Below are 13,367 nucleotides of genomic sequence, written 5' to 3' on the forward strand. Positions count from 1 at the left end.
CCGAGGCTATTTACCCAGCAGCTGCGCCCGATTATCGGCCACGAAGTCGGCAAACTCGCGGGGCGGCCGGCCGGTGATGCGCGACACAGCGTCGCTGATGGGCGGCGTAGCTGTGAAGCGCGGCAGGTAGTGCAGCAGCAGCATAATCAGCACAAAGCCGCGGGACAGGCCTTCGCGCCGCTTGGTGCGGTAGAAGCGCCAGGGGCTGGGCGATTCGTAGGCAATGGGCCGGCCCAGGCCAGCCGTGAGCTGGTCGGCCATCTGCTGAAAGGTCAGGCGGTTTTGCGCCGTAAGGGTGTAGGCCTGGTTGTGGTGCCGGGTGATTGGGTCGGCGAGCACGATGGCGGCCACGTCGCCGATGTCGCGCACGTCGATGAGCACGAAGCGGGCCTTGCCGGCCGGCAGAAAAATGCGGTGCTGCTCCATCAAATCGGCCCGTAGGGTGGAGGTGAAATTCTGCATGAAGTACGCCGGCCTTAGCAGCGTGTAGGGCATGCCACCGGCTATGAGCAGCTGCTCGGTTTTGTGGTGCGGCAGAAATCGATTATTCTCGGCGCCCTGCACCGATAGAAACACGATGTGGCCCACTCCGGCTTGCCGGGCTTTCGCAATCAGGCCGCCGAAGGCATCGGTCACTTGCGGGGGCCGCAGCAGAAACAGGCTGTCGCAGTTGGCCAGGGCCGCGTCGTGCGTGGCGGCGTCGGCAAAGTCGAAGGGCACCAGCCGCACGCCGGGATAAGCCCCCAGGGCTTCGGCGCCGCGCTGCACGTCGCGCACGCCCGCTAGCACCAGCACGTCGGGCCGCTCGTGCAAGGCCCGCACTACTTCCAGGCCAACGTTGCCGGTGGCGCCCGTTACCAGAATTCGTTTCATCGTGCTTGGTGGCAGCTTAAGGGTGGGGCAACAAGGTACCCGCAAAAACTCGCCCCTGAGCAGTTGCCTCCTGTCACTATGCCTTTGCTGCCCGAGCAGCTCTTTTTGGCAGATGCCGGCCGAACCTTTGGTCGCTAATTGGGTAATCTTCTATCCTTGCGCAAAAGAGCTAACCGAATCAGCCCGGTATCTTTGGCTGCTCAACACACCCACCCGCCACTATGTACGCCACTCTCCAGCCCGACCTCGAGCAGCAGCTTCAGGAAATCAAGGATGCCGGCCTTTTCAAGAAGGAACGCATCATTACCTCGCCCCAGGGCGCCGAAATTGAAACCGACGAAGCCGGCGAAGTGCTGAACTTCTGCGCCAATAACTACCTCGGCCTCTCCTCGCACCCCGAGGTGATTGAAGCGGCCAAAGCCGCCATCGACACGCACGGCTACGGCATGTCGTCGGTGCGCTTTATCTGCGGCACGCAGGACATTCACAAGCAGTTGGAGCAGAAGCTGGCTGAGTTTCTGGGCACCGAAGACACCATTCTTTATGCCGCCGCTTTCGACGCCAACGGCGGCCTATTTGAGCCGCTGTTCAACGAGCAGGACGCCATTATTTCCGATGCCCTGAACCACGCCAGCATCATCGACGGCGTGCGTTTGTGCAAGGCCCAGCGCTACCGCTACCAGCACAACGACATGGCCGACCTGGAAAAGCAGCTGCAGGATGCCCAGGCCAAGGGTTCGCGCCACCGCATCATCGTGACGGACGGCTCGTTTAGCATGGACGGCACTATTGCCCAGCTCGACAAAATCTGCGACCTCGCCGACAAATACCAGGCCCTCGTGATGGTAGACGAGTGCCACAGCAGCGGCTTCCTGGGCAAAACCGGCCGCGGCACCCACGAAATGCGCGATGTGATGGGCCGCATCGACATCATCACCGGCACGCTGGGCAAGGCCCTGGGCGGCGCCATGGGCGGCTTCACCTCGGGCCGCAAGGAAATCATCGACATGCTGCGCCAGCGCAGCCGCCCGTACCTGTTCAGCAACACGCTGGCCCCCGCCATCGTGGGCGCCTCGCTGCGCGTGCTGGAGCTGCTAACCGAAAGCACCGAGCTGCGCGACCAGCTCGAAGAAAACACCAAGTACTTCCGCGAGCAGATGACTGCCGCCGGCTTCGACATCCGTCCCGGCCAGCACCCCATTGTACCCGTCATGCTTTATGACGCCAAGCTGGCCCAGGAGTTCGCCACCAAAATGCTGGATAAGGGCATTTACGTAGTGGGTTTCTACTACCCCGTGGTGCCGCAGGGCCAAGCCCGCATCCGCGTGCAGCTGAGCGCCGGCCATACTCGCGAGCATCTTGACAAGGCCATTGCGGCTTTCAAGGAAGTTGGCAAGGAGCTAGGGACACTGAAGGACCCGAGCGCCGCTCAACCGGCGGCCGGGCAGGTAGTGCAGAACACGCCGTGAGCTAAGCCAGTAACAGCTTTGCTGTAAAACAGAAAACGCCACCCTATTACGGGTGGCGTTTTCTGTTTTAACGGGGTATGCAAAGTTCGCCCGGTTACGCGGCGCGGAAGCCCGTAGCTTGACGAATGCTGCGCTCGTTGCCGGTAGCTGGGTCGGCGTAAGAATGGTCGCCTACTTCGATGGAAAGCTGCTTGCCAATGAGCTGCTTGGTGTCGAGGTCTTTGCCCTCTTCGGGACGAATGCCAGCAGCCGAGTATAGCTGCAAAATAATGGGATGGCCGGCTTCTGAATTATAAAAGCGCTGGCTCACAAACCCATCTTCGTTTTCCATGCGAGCGGCAAAAAACGGCACCTGCTGGTGCTCGCTCACGCCCTCTTCGATATCGGTAATCTTGACCGTGTGGCGGCCGTCGGGAAGGAAACCTTTGTCCTGGCCTTTTGCAACTTCGATTTTCATAACGCTAATATTATTGGAATGTTTAAGCTAAATCTATTGGCTTAAACGACCCAATCCGCGTCAGGGTTATGAAAAAATTTATCGTGAAAATCGCCGTCGGCTCCGGTGCAGCGCGGACTCTGTGAGTCCGCGCTGCACCGGAGCCGACGGCGATTTAGGCAGCCGCTTCTGGTTTCAAGGAAGCGGTGGAGGAACTAGCCCCACTTTTCAGGAGCCACTCATTCAGGCGGCTGCGCAGTTCAGCGGTAGGCAGGTCGCGGTAGAGCGTGCCGTGGTATACAAGGCTAATGGCCCCGGTTTCCTCGCTCACCACCAGCACCACGGCGTCGGTTACCTCGGTCAAGCCAATAGCAGCGCGATGGCGCAGGCCCAGCGCGGCGGGCACGTCGGGGTTTTCGCTGACCGGAATGATGCAGCGCGCCGCTTGGATGCGGCCGTTGGTCACAATCACGGCCCCGTCGTGCAGGGGGCTGGTTTTGTTGAAAATCGAAAGCAGCAGGCGCTTACTGATTTCGGCATCGAGCCGGTCGCCGGATTCGGCAAACGGCGTGAGGTCCGAGGCTTGGGCGAAGCAGATGAGGGCGCCGGTGTACTTGTTGGAGAGGCTTTTGGCGGCTTCCACAAACGGACCAACGGACAGCGGCGGCCCCACCGCCGGCCGGCCCCACTTCCAGCCGCGCACCCGCTCCAGGGCCGTGGCCTTGCCCACGCTCAGCAAAAAGCGCCGGATTTCCTGCTGAAACAGAATAATACTGGCCAGCACGCCCACGCTCATAAACTGACCCAAAATCTTGGTTAGCAGCTCCATGCCGGTGGCCTTCACCACGAGGTAAAGCAAGTATATCGAAATCAGCCCCAGCGCCACGTTCAGGGCCACCGAGCCGCGCAGCAGCTTGTAGAGCTGGTAGAGCAGCACCGTCACCAGCAGCACGTCGGCCGCGTCAATCCAGCCGAACCGCAGGAAATCGATGGGGAAGGGGCCGGACATGGGCGTGGTAAAAAAAGAGGATGCGGGAAGGCTGAATGCAGCAACGTTGTCATCCTGAGCTTGCGAAGGACCTTCTCACGCTCGCATTGATTGCTGCAAATTGTTCTTCTATAAAAAAGGTCCTTCGCAAGCTCAGGATGACAACGGGGCGCCTCGTCCCTCAAATTACGGCCTTTATTCCCCCAAAGGAAAGGTATTGGCAAATAATTGTATGGTTTGGCGGGCTTCGGCCACGTCGTGGGCCCGCAGCAGCCGGGCTCCTCCCTGCAGGGCCACCATGTGCAGGGCCGTAGTGCCGTTGAGGGCCGTTTCGGGGCTAAGGCCTAGGGGGCCGTACACCATTTTCTTGCGGGAGAGGCCTGCCAGCAGCGGGCAGCCCAAGGCTTGCAGCTCAGCCAAGCGCCGCAGCAGCTCGTGGCTTTGAGCGGCAGTTTTGGCAAAACCAAAGCCCGGGTCCAGCACCACATCTACGGCTCCGGCGTGGCGCAGGGCGGCCAGCGCGTCGCGGAAGTAGCGAATCAGGGTCACCACAATGTCGTCTTCGTAGTGCGTGAGCTGGGCCATGTTTTGGGGCGTGCCGCGCATGTGCATCAGCACGTAGGGAACGCGCAGACGGCCCACGGTGGCAAACATGTCAGCGTCGAGGGTGCCGCCGCCCACGTCGTTCACCAGGTCGGCGCCGGCGGCCACGGCCGCGGCGGCAATGCGGGCCCGAAACGTATCGGCCGAGAGGAAGGCCTGCGGAAACTCGCGGCGCAACAGCTCAATGGCCGGCAGCAAACGGCGGGCTTCTTCGTCTTCGGAAATATGGTCGGCGCCGGGGCGGCTGCTGTAGGCGCCCAGGTCGAGCACGGCGGCTCCAGCAGCGAGCATGGCTTCGGCCCGAACCAATAAGTCGCGCTCGGAAGCCACGCGGCTGCCCGCAAAAAACGAGTCGGGCGTAAGGTTGAGGATGCCCATCACCTGCGGCCGGTGCAGGCTGAGCAGCCAGCCGTGCGGGCTCAAAAGCGACGTGGCCACGTGCTGCGTGGGCGGAAAGGCAGAATGACGAGCTTGGGAGGCAGTAGGTTGGAGCATAGTGAGAGATGCGGAGGCGGAGAGCAATGCCGTATGCCGGCTCAATATCCGGCTGCCCGCCCGAACTTGCATCGGTGAGCACCACCGACCACCCCACCACTCTCTTACCTCCGCCTTTGCAAACGCCCGAACACTACGACCTGTTGCTGGCCCGCTGCCGCACCCTGTTTCTGGCCAAAACCCACGACTACGGCACGGCCTGGCGCATCCTGCGCCTGCCCTCCGTCACCGACCAGATTTTTATCAAAGCCAACCGCATTCGCACCATCCAGGAAACCGGCGTGCAAATGGTGGCCGACGACGTGAACGAAGAGTTCGTGGCCATCATCAACTACTGCCTCATTGCCCTGATGCAGCTGCACCTGCCCGCTAACACTCCGCTGGACATGACGCCCGAGGCCGTGGCTGCTGCCTACGACCACGAAGCAGCCGAAAACCGCCGCCTGCTGCTGGCCAAAAACCACGATTACGGCGAAGCCTGGCGCCAAATGCGCGTATCGAGCATCACCGACCTCATTTTGATGAAGCTGCACCGCGTGAAGCAGCTCGAAAACATCGGCGGTGACGCCTGGGTAAGCGAGAGCGTAGAAGGCAGCTACCGCGACATGCTGAACTATGCTGTGTTTGCGTTGATTTTGAGAGGCGAAGCGTAGCACCAAGCAAGAACAAAAAACTCCCCTCCTTTTTTAAGGAGGGGATGTTCGAGCCAAAGGCTCGGACGGGGGTGGTTGCATTCGTTGAACCGAAGGTCGGCGTAGCCAACGACACCCGAACGATTTCCGCTCAACGGCTCAGACGCCCCAACCATCCCAGCTGGCGCTTCGCGGCAGCGTCCCCTCCTTGATAAGGAGGGGAGTTTGATGTTCTGCCGTCCTATCCGCACCCCAAACCGAACCCTGCGCGTTGCCTGGCCGTTTGCCACCGGCTTACTTTGTCTTATGTCAAAACTCAGTTTTAATACCGCCGCCACGCCGACACCTCACGTGCTGCGCACCGTCACCAAGGTGTCATGGGCTTTGCTGGGGGCCCTCTTTGTTTTTTCCGGGCTTATCAAGCTGAACGACCCCGTGGGCACGGCCTATAAGTTGGAAGAATACTTTGAGGTTTTTGCCGTCGACCTTCCGGCACTCGACTCGTTCTTTCTTTTTTTTAAAGGATTATCGCGCACGCTTTCCATTGTGTTGAGCTCGCTCGAAGTGATTTTGGGCGTGGCGCTGCTCTTGCGCTGGCACCTGCGAATTGTGTTGTGGCTGCTGCTGGGCATGCTGGTGTTCTTCACCTTCCTCACATTCTACTCGGCGGCTTTCAACAAGGTAACTGACTGCGGCTGCTTTGGCGATTTTATCAAGCTGACGCCGTGGACCTCATTTGCCAAAGACGTGTTTTTGCTGGTGCTATGGGCCGTAGTATTTTTCAACCAGCGGTTTTTGCGTCATGCGTTTGTACAGGGCACTGCCGGGCTCATGACCATGACCATCGTTTCGGCCATTGCCATCGGCATTGGCATGCGGGCGCTGGGGCATTTGCCGTATTTCGACTTCCTGCCCTACAAAGTGGGCAACGACATTGGCAAGCTCATGAAGCCCGCCGAGCCCGCCCGCTACCGCTACACCATGACGCGCAACGGCGAAACCAAAGAGTTTGACGAGTACCCCACCGATTCGACCTGGAAGTACCAGGCCATGACGGCCGTGAACCCGGAGAAGTCGCGCCCAGTCATCACCGATTTTGAGATTTCGGACGTGGACGGCAACTCCTACACCCAGGAATTGCTCAAGGGCAGCAAGATGGTGCTCATTGTGCAGAACACAAACAAGGCCGACCGTGACCGGTTTGAGGCCATTAATGCGCTCATGGCCGCTGCCGCCAAGTCGCGGAAAGACATCACGGCGCTCACCATCACCAGCACGAGCCCGGCCAAGTTCGACTCGTTCCGGCACGACGTGAACCTGTCCGGCCCCTACTACTTCGCCGACGCCACGGTGCTCAAATCCATCGTTCGCTCCAACCCCGGCTTGGTCATTCTGAACAACGGCGTGGTGCAGGCCAAGTACCATTACCACGACATCCCCGAGCTGTTTGAGGTAGAAAAAGCCCTGGCGCAGACTTTCAAATAACCTAGTGTTCGGGCGGGCCGCATAATTCTGGTCTACCGGGCTGGCGGCTGCCCAGCTGTTTCGCCTTTCGCCACTTTTGCTGATTGAGGCGCGGCCTTACCTTCGTTCTGGCCGGCCCCGCTCAGGCTTTCGCGCCTGCCTTTCCGCTTACTCAATTTCATGCTCGCTTTTATCCTCCGTCGCCTGGCTCAGGGCCTGCTGGTTCTTGTGGGGGTGGCGTGCACGGTGTTTTTGCTATTCAACGTGCTGCCCGGCGACCCCGCCGCCCTGCTGGCCGGCCAGCGCACCGACCTGGCCACCAAAGCCGCCATCACTGCCGACCTGGGCCTCGACCAGCCCTTGCCCACCCGCCTGGCAGGTTACCTCAACGATATTTCGCCGTTGGGGCTTCATGCTCGCGACTCCGCCAGCCGGGCGCGCTACGGCGGCCTCACGTTGCTGCCGCTTGGCCAGCAGGCCTTGGTGCTGAAAACGCCTTACCTGCGCCGCTCCTTCCAGAGTAATAAAGACGTGCTCAGCATTCTGCTCGACTATTTCCCCGGCACCATGTGGCTGGCCCTGGCGGCTATGGTCATTGCCAGCCTGGGGGGCGTGGCCTTTGGCGTGGCCGCGGCCCTGCGGCCCCAGTCCGTGCTGGACCGCACGCTGGTCACGACCTCTGTTTTTGGCATTTCGGTGCCATCGTTCGTGGCTGCCATTGCCATTGCCGTCACGTTTGGTTTTTACTGGAGCCACTGGACCGGCCTCAGCCTCACGGGCCAGCTCTACGAAACCGACCCCTTTACCGGCAAAAGCCACCTAGTGCTGCGCAATTTGCTGCTACCAGCCGTGGCGCTGGGCATTCGGCCGCTGGCCATTATCACGCAGCTCACGCGCTCGAGTATGCTCGACGTGCTGAGCCAGGACTACATCCGCACGGCCCGCGCCAAAGGCCTGAGCCGCACGGCCACCGTGCTACACCACGCCCTACGCAACGCCCTCAACCCCGTGGTAACGGCCGTGTCGGGCTGGCTGGCCTCGCTCATGGCGGGCGCATTCTTCATCGAATACATCTTCAACTGGAAAGGCCTGGGCACCGTGACCCTGCGCGCCGTTGAAAACCTTGATTTCCCCGTGGTGATGGGTGCCACTCTTTTCGTAGCGGCACTGTTTGTGCTAATCAACATCGTGGTCGATGTGCTTTACGCCGTGCTCGACCCACGCGTGAAAATCAGCTAACCAAATAACCCGCAAACAGGTATAGGCAGGTGCGTTAGTACCGGCATCCGCTTCTTGATATCCTGCAACGGCAATTAATTATTCATCTGACCTTGAAGCTCTTTCTCATTGGCATGCCGGGTTCGGGCAAAACCACGCTGGGCCTCGCCCTCGCGAAACACTATGCGCTGCCCTTCCTGGACCTCGATGCGGAGATTGTAGCCCGGGCCGGTCAGGTCATTCCAGCTATTTTCCTGCAGCATGGCGAGGCGTACTTCCGCGAGCTCGAAGCGGAGGTCTTGCGCGAGCTCACGGCCCGGCCCGGCTCGTTGGTGCTGGCCACAGGTGGCGGTACGCCCTGTTATCACGACAACCTTGCGGTACTGAACGCCACCGGTATCACCCTTTGGCTCGATGTATCGGTTGAGGAGTTGGCCGCCCGCCTGGCCGCAGTGGCCGAAACCGCCAGCCGCCCCTTGCTGGCCACAGCAGGCCCCAAAGCGAAGTGGCTGAACGAAACCATAGCCCATCGCAAACAGTTTTACGAGCAGGCGCAGCTGCGATGCGACACGGCCAGCTGCACCCCCGCCGCGGTGGCCGCGCAGCTGTCCGCTGCCGGAGTGCGCATGCCATCAGCGGCCGGATTAGCGCCGGGCGCGTAATTTCGTTAATAATATAATCCAACGTTCGCTACTCCTATGCAATCCGTATCCACCGAAGAGCCCGTTGCAACTGCTTCTCAGCCAAGCGCGCCCGTTCGACCAAAGCACAAAGGCTCGGCCCAACTGTTCGAGAACCCCCTGCTGGAGCGCCTTTCGCACACGCACATTGCACTGCCGGTCGGCATCTTCGCCGCCACGGCGCTTCTGAGCATGTACTATGGGCTTTCCCACGGCTTTATGTCGGGGCTATCGGCCCTGGGGCTGTTCTTATTGGGCCTGTTTGCCTTCACCTACGCCGAGTACGCGGTGCACCGCTACTTATACCACCTGCCAGCCACCACAGCCCGGCGGGCCAAGCTGCAGTACACGCTGCACGGCGTGCACCACGAGTACCCCAAAGACAAGACCCGCTTGGCCATGCCGCCCATCGTGACGGTATTTGTGGCCTCGCTGCTGTTCTTCATTTTCCGCCTCAGCTTTGGTTCTTATGCGTTTGGCCTGCTGGCGGGCTTCACGTTTGGCTACGCCATGTACTTGTTCGTGCACTACGCCACGCACGCTTACGCGCCGCCCAAGAACTTCCTGAAGGTGTGGTGGACCCACCACGCCCAGCACCACTACCGGCCCGAGCCGGTGGCTTTCGGCGTGTCAAGCACCCTGTGGGACCACATCAACGGCACCATGCCCAGCAAGCGGGCCGAATAGCCTTCTTACTAGCCTCCTAAAGCCAAAAGGGCGCCTCCACTGCGGAGGCGCCCTTTTGCTTATCGGTTTTTGGAGCTGCCGGCTACCTGCGGGGGCCGCGCATCTTATTCACAAGGAACCACAGCAGCGCCACTACCAGAAACACCACAATGATGCCGGTGTAAGCGCCAGCTTTGAAGATACCGGCTATGGCGTCGCAACCGGTGAGGGTGGTGGCCAGGAAGCCGAGGAACAGAAACAGGGATATACGGGAAGTTGTCATGGCATGGAAAGGAAGGGTGAAAGAAGCTCTAGCAGTGTTAGCACCGCCGGATACCCCTGATACTGAGGCTAGGTTTAAAAGGTTAAGTTTGGGTTGCGCCGCGCCATTCCCTCACCTTTGCTAACTCACTTGGCAGCGGAGCGTTGGTGCCCGAAATGTTGCTTCCAACTCCCGTTGTTTTGGGGCTCTAAATCAAGCTGAGTAATCGGAGGGGCGTAGTGAGCAATAAAAAAGCGGACCTGCACGCAGGTCCGCTTTCAACAAATGCATATTTTTAAGTACGTAGCCTTAGCTGCGCTAAGCCTGCAGCTACCAGTTGCCGCTGGCACCGCCGCCTCCACTGCTGCCCCCGCCAAAGCCGCCGAAACCACCGCCTCCGCCGCCACCAAAACCACCGCCGCCGAAGCCGCCACCACCGCCAAAACCGCCCCCGCCGAACAGGATGGGAGGCACAAAGCCGCCACCAAAACCGCGGTTACCACGGCCGCCCCGGCCACCTCCACCGCCCCGCTTGCGCAGCATGATGAAAATGAGTGCCAGAATGCCGATTATCAGCCAGAACGGTGGGCCTGAGCCCGAAGTGTCGCGCCGGCCGCGTGGGCGCGCATCGGCCGGGTCGGCCTTGTATTCGCCCTTGGCGAGGGCAATGAGCTGGTCGGTAGCACGGTCGAGGCCGGCATAGTACTGGTTTTGGCGGAAAGCCGGCACCAGGGTGTTGCTGACAATGCGCTTGGCAATGGCGTCGGGCACGGCGCCCTCCAGGCCGTAGCCGGTTTGGATGCGGGCCACCCGCTCCTGCTGGGCCACCAGAATCAGGATGCCGTTGTTTTTACCCTTGCGGCCAATGCCCCAGCCCTCGTACAGCTTCTGGGCGTAGTCGGCCACTTCGTTGCCGTCGATATTGGGCACGGTCACCACGGCGATTTGCGACGACGTGCTGTCGTTGTAAGCCACCAGCTTGCGCTCCAGGGCGTCGGCTTCGCCGGGCTGCATCAGGTTGGCCAGGTCATTTACCAGGCGCGGCGGGTTTGGCCGCGGCGGAACGGTTTGGCCCGAAACCAGCCCGGCAGGCAGCAGCCACAGCAGCACCAGCAGCAAGGACCACCACTGAAAACCAGGGGCGGCCGTGCAAAGTGGCTTTATCAACTGGGCATTAGCCTCAGAATTTTTCATGCGTCAGGAGACGGTTTTGAGCCGCCGAAAGAAATAGAATCGTCCAGCTCGTTCTGGTCGGTGGTGGCGTTGTAGGGAAAGTAGCGCTTGAGCTGTTCCCCTACTTTATTGATGCCCTCTTCGAGCCCCAGCACGTAGTTGCCGCGCCGGAACTGCGTCAGCACGGTTTCCTTGGTGGTTTCCCAAAAGTCGTCGGGCACCGCGGCGTTGATGCCGGAATCGCCAATCACGGCAAACTGCCGGCTTTCCCAGGCCAAGTAAAACAGTACGCCGTTGCGGGCGGCCGTCTTGTGCATATTCAGTTCGCCGAAAACCTGGGCGGCACGGTCCAGGGGCTCGGGCGTGGGACAAGTATCTTCCAGATGCACCCGGATTTCGCCGGAAGTCGTGACTTCGGCCTGGCGAATGGCCGCGACCAGCGCCGCATCTTGTTCGGGAGTCAGGAGAGATTTCATTCTACAATTATCATTTAACAACTAACAATTATCATTCAACACCCCGCCAATGCACAGAAGCGTCAAGTTATGGTCCGGCAGTTGGACATACTGTTAACTGTTAAATGATAATTGTTAAATGGTTTAGAACTGAACCGTGGGCGCCTTGCTCGCGGCTGCGTCGGCTTCGAAATAAGGCTTCTCGGAGAAGCCGTACATCTTGGCAAAGAGGTTGTTGGGGAAGGTCTTCACCGTGCCGTTGTAGTCGTTGGTAGCGGTATTGAACTTGTTACGCTCAACGTTGATGCGATTTTCCGTGCCCTCAATCTGAGCCTGCAGCTCCTGGAAGTTGGCGTTGGTTTTCAGTTCCGGATAGTTCTCGGACACGGCCAGCAGCCGGCCCAGGCCCGAAGAAAGCTGGCTTTGCGCCGCCTGAAATTTTTCAATGTTTTCGGGGGTGAGCTGGTCGGCCGAAATCTGCACGCTGGTGGCCTTGGCCCGGGCTTCCATCACGCTGGTGAGGGTGGCCTGCTCCTGCTTGGCAGCACCTTTCACGGTATTTACCAAGTTAGGAATCAGGTCGGCGCGGCGCTGATAGGCGCTCTGCACGTTGGCCCACTGGCCCTTAACGGCCTGCTCTTTCTCCGTCATGGTATTAAAGCCACACGACGACTGGGTAAGCAACAGGGCCAAGCCCACAAAGTAAAGAAGGAAGCGTTTCATGAAGAAAAATGAGATGAAGGGTGTGAAAGAGAAGTTAGCATGAAGGCAACCGCAAAACCTGGGGTCGCCGGCCTGGTTTCATTCCGGGCTTGGCGCAAAATACGTAGCTTGGCCCCAGTAGTTGTAGCTTGCTGCGAAGCTGGCTCAGCGCCTCCCCTCCATTCCCTGCCTCTCGTTCCGTTAAATGAAAGCTGTTATTCCCGTCGCTGGCATTGGTTCGCGCCTGCGCCCCCACACCCACACCCAGCCTAAAAGCCTGGTTCCGGTGGCCGGCAACACCATTCTGGGCCACATCATTGATAGGCTGCAAACCGCCGGAATCACCGACTTTGTCTTCATTGTCGGCTACCTGGGCGACAAGATTGTGCGCTATGTGCGCCGTACCTACCCCAACCTCAAGGCCACGTTTGTGGTGCAGGAGCCCCGCGAGGGCATCGGCCACGCGCTGTGGCTGGCCCGCGAGGAGTTCCGCCACGAGCCCGAGCCCCAGGGCATCCTCATCCTGCTCGGCGACACCATCGTGGACGTGGACTTGACGGCCCTCATCGCCACGCCCGGCTCGGTGCTGGCCGTGAAAGAGGTGAAGACGCCCGGCATGTTCGGCCTGGTTGAGACTGGGGCCGGGGGGCGGGTAACCAAGGTGGTGGAGAAACCAAAAATTCCCAAGTCGAACTTCGCCATGGTGGGTCTGTACAAGCTGGCTTATCCCGAAAAGCTGGCCCGCGCCCTCGAATGGCTTTACGACACCGACGTGCGCACCCACGGCGAGCTGCAGCTCACCGACGCCCTCATGCACCTCATTGAGGAAGGCGAGGTGATGACGACCTGCCCCGTGGACAACTGGTTCGACTGCGGCCGCAAAGACACCCTGCTCGAAGCCAACGCCCGCCTGCTCAACACGGCAGAGTTTCTGGAGCCGCGCGACTACTCGGAATTCCCCGACGCGGTGATTATTCCCCCGGTCAGCATTGGGCGTGGCTGTCAGATTTCGCATTCCATTATCGGCCCGAACGTGGCCATTGGCGACAAAACCATCATCAAAAACTGCATATTGAGCGACTCTATCATCGGAACTTACTCCGAATTGAGTTCGGCCGTGATGCACGACTGCATCGTGGGCTCCGACGCCTCGTTTAAGGGCATGAACCACTCGCTTAACATCGGGGACAATACCGAGATTGATTATAGCTAGACGCAGCGGGACTAGGCGCACGTTTTCGTACTTTTCGG

15 protein-coding genes are annotated in these 13,367 nt (G+C 60.1%); 7 read left to right on the forward strand and 8 right to left on the reverse strand.

Features of this window, described 5'->3' with window-relative positions:
• Window positions 1-6: 6 nt before the first annotated feature.
• On the reverse strand, window positions 7-873 hold the full coding sequence (locus tag BMZ66_RS07050) for an NmrA family NAD(P)-binding protein (RefSeq protein ID WP_092670547.1): 867 nt from the start codon (window positions 871-873) through the stop codon (window positions 7-9).
• Between the two features lie 221 nt (window positions 874-1,094).
• Between BMZ66_RS07050 and kbl the strand changes: the two genes are divergently transcribed.
• A complete protein-coding gene (gene kbl, locus BMZ66_RS07055; protein ID WP_092670549.1) occupies window positions 1,095-2,342 on the forward strand; it encodes a glycine C-acetyltransferase in 1,248 nt (415 codons plus the stop codon).
• A gap of 94 nt (window positions 2,343-2,436) precedes the next feature.
• Here the strand turns inward: kbl and BMZ66_RS07060 are convergent, their stop codons facing one another.
• The 3 genes from BMZ66_RS07060 to folP all read right to left on the reverse strand — a co-directional run bounded on the left by BMZ66_RS07060 (window position 2,437) and on the right by folP (window position 4,864).
• Window positions 2,437-2,799, reverse strand: coding sequence for a hypothetical protein (locus BMZ66_RS07060; protein ID WP_092670551.1), 363 nt, complete (start codon window positions 2,797-2,799; stop codon window positions 2,437-2,439).
• A 154-nt stretch (window positions 2,800-2,953) separates the two neighbouring features.
• Window positions 2,954-3,787, reverse strand: a complete 834-nt coding sequence (gene cdaA, locus BMZ66_RS07065; protein WP_092670553.1) for a diadenylate cyclase CdaA — start codon at window positions 3,785-3,787, stop codon at window positions 2,954-2,956.
• Between the two features lie 174 nt (window positions 3,788-3,961).
• Window positions 3,962-4,864: a dihydropteroate synthase gene (gene folP / locus BMZ66_RS07070; protein ID WP_214606969.1), complete on the reverse strand. Its 903-nt coding sequence runs from the start codon at window positions 4,862-4,864 to the stop codon at window positions 3,962-3,964.
• 116 nt (window positions 4,865-4,980) lie between these two features.
• Between folP and BMZ66_RS07075 the strand changes: the two genes are divergently transcribed.
• From BMZ66_RS07075 to BMZ66_RS07095, 5 genes are all read left to right on the forward strand, one after another.
• Window positions 4,981-5,517 (forward strand): DUF1599 domain-containing protein, encoded by a 537-nt coding sequence (locus BMZ66_RS07075; protein WP_234795011.1) that lies wholly within the window; start codon window positions 4,981-4,983, stop codon window positions 5,515-5,517.
• A gap of 285 nt (window positions 5,518-5,802) precedes the next feature.
• On the forward strand, window positions 5,803-6,981 hold the full coding sequence (locus BMZ66_RS07080; protein ID WP_234795012.1) for a BT_3928 family protein: 1,179 nt from the start codon (window positions 5,803-5,805) through the stop codon (window positions 6,979-6,981).
• 159 nt (window positions 6,982-7,140) lie between these two features.
• Window positions 7,141-8,199 carry an ABC transporter permease gene (locus BMZ66_RS07085; protein WP_092670557.1) on the forward strand — a complete coding sequence of 353 codons (1,059 nt, stop codon included), beginning with the start codon at window positions 7,141-7,143 and terminating at the stop codon, window positions 8,197-8,199.
• Window positions 8,200-8,291: 92 nt separating this feature from the next.
• Window positions 8,292-8,840, forward strand: coding sequence for a shikimate kinase (locus BMZ66_RS07090; RefSeq protein ID WP_092670559.1), 549 nt, complete (start codon window positions 8,292-8,294; stop codon window positions 8,838-8,840).
• 36 nt (window positions 8,841-8,876) lie between these two features.
• Window positions 8,877-9,545, forward strand: coding sequence for a sterol desaturase family protein (locus BMZ66_RS07095; protein ID WP_092670561.1), 669 nt, complete (start codon window positions 8,877-8,879; stop codon window positions 9,543-9,545).
• Window positions 9,546-9,627: 82 nt separating this feature from the next.
• Here the strand turns inward: BMZ66_RS07095 and BMZ66_RS07100 are convergent, their stop codons facing one another.
• From BMZ66_RS07100 to BMZ66_RS07115, 4 genes are all read right to left on the reverse strand, one after another.
• Entirely contained in the window at window positions 9,628-9,807 is a 180-nt protein-coding gene (locus BMZ66_RS07100; protein WP_092670563.1) for a hypothetical protein, read from the reverse strand.
• 309 nt (window positions 9,808-10,116) lie between these two features.
• A complete protein-coding gene (locus BMZ66_RS07105; protein WP_092670565.1) occupies window positions 10,117-10,980 on the reverse strand; it encodes a TPM domain-containing protein in 864 nt (287 codons plus the stop codon).
• Window positions 10,977-11,435: a TPM domain-containing protein gene (locus BMZ66_RS07110; RefSeq protein ID WP_092670567.1), complete on the reverse strand. Its 459-nt coding sequence runs from the start codon at window positions 11,433-11,435 to the stop codon at window positions 10,977-10,979. Before BMZ66_RS07110 ends, BMZ66_RS07105 begins: the two co-directional genes overlap by 4 nt.
• Before the next feature lie 123 nt (window positions 11,436-11,558).
• On the reverse strand, window positions 11,559-12,137 hold the full coding sequence (locus BMZ66_RS07115; protein ID WP_092670569.1) for a LemA family protein: 579 nt from the start codon (window positions 12,135-12,137) through the stop codon (window positions 11,559-11,561).
• A gap of 184 nt (window positions 12,138-12,321) precedes the next feature.
• Between BMZ66_RS07115 and BMZ66_RS07120 the strand changes: the two genes are divergently transcribed.
• The gene (locus BMZ66_RS07120; RefSeq protein ID WP_092670571.1) at window positions 12,322-13,329 is read left to right on the forward strand and encodes a sugar phosphate nucleotidyltransferase; all 1,008 of its coding nucleotides are present in this window, start codon (window positions 12,322-12,324) and stop codon (window positions 13,327-13,329) included.
• The last annotated feature ends 38 nt before the right edge of the window (window positions 13,330-13,367 follow it).

The sequence above is a fragment of the Hymenobacter arizonensis genome (genome assembly GCF_900115775.1).
GTDB classification, from domain to species: domain Bacteria; phylum Bacteroidota; class Bacteroidia; order Cytophagales; family Hymenobacteraceae; genus Hymenobacter; species Hymenobacter arizonensis.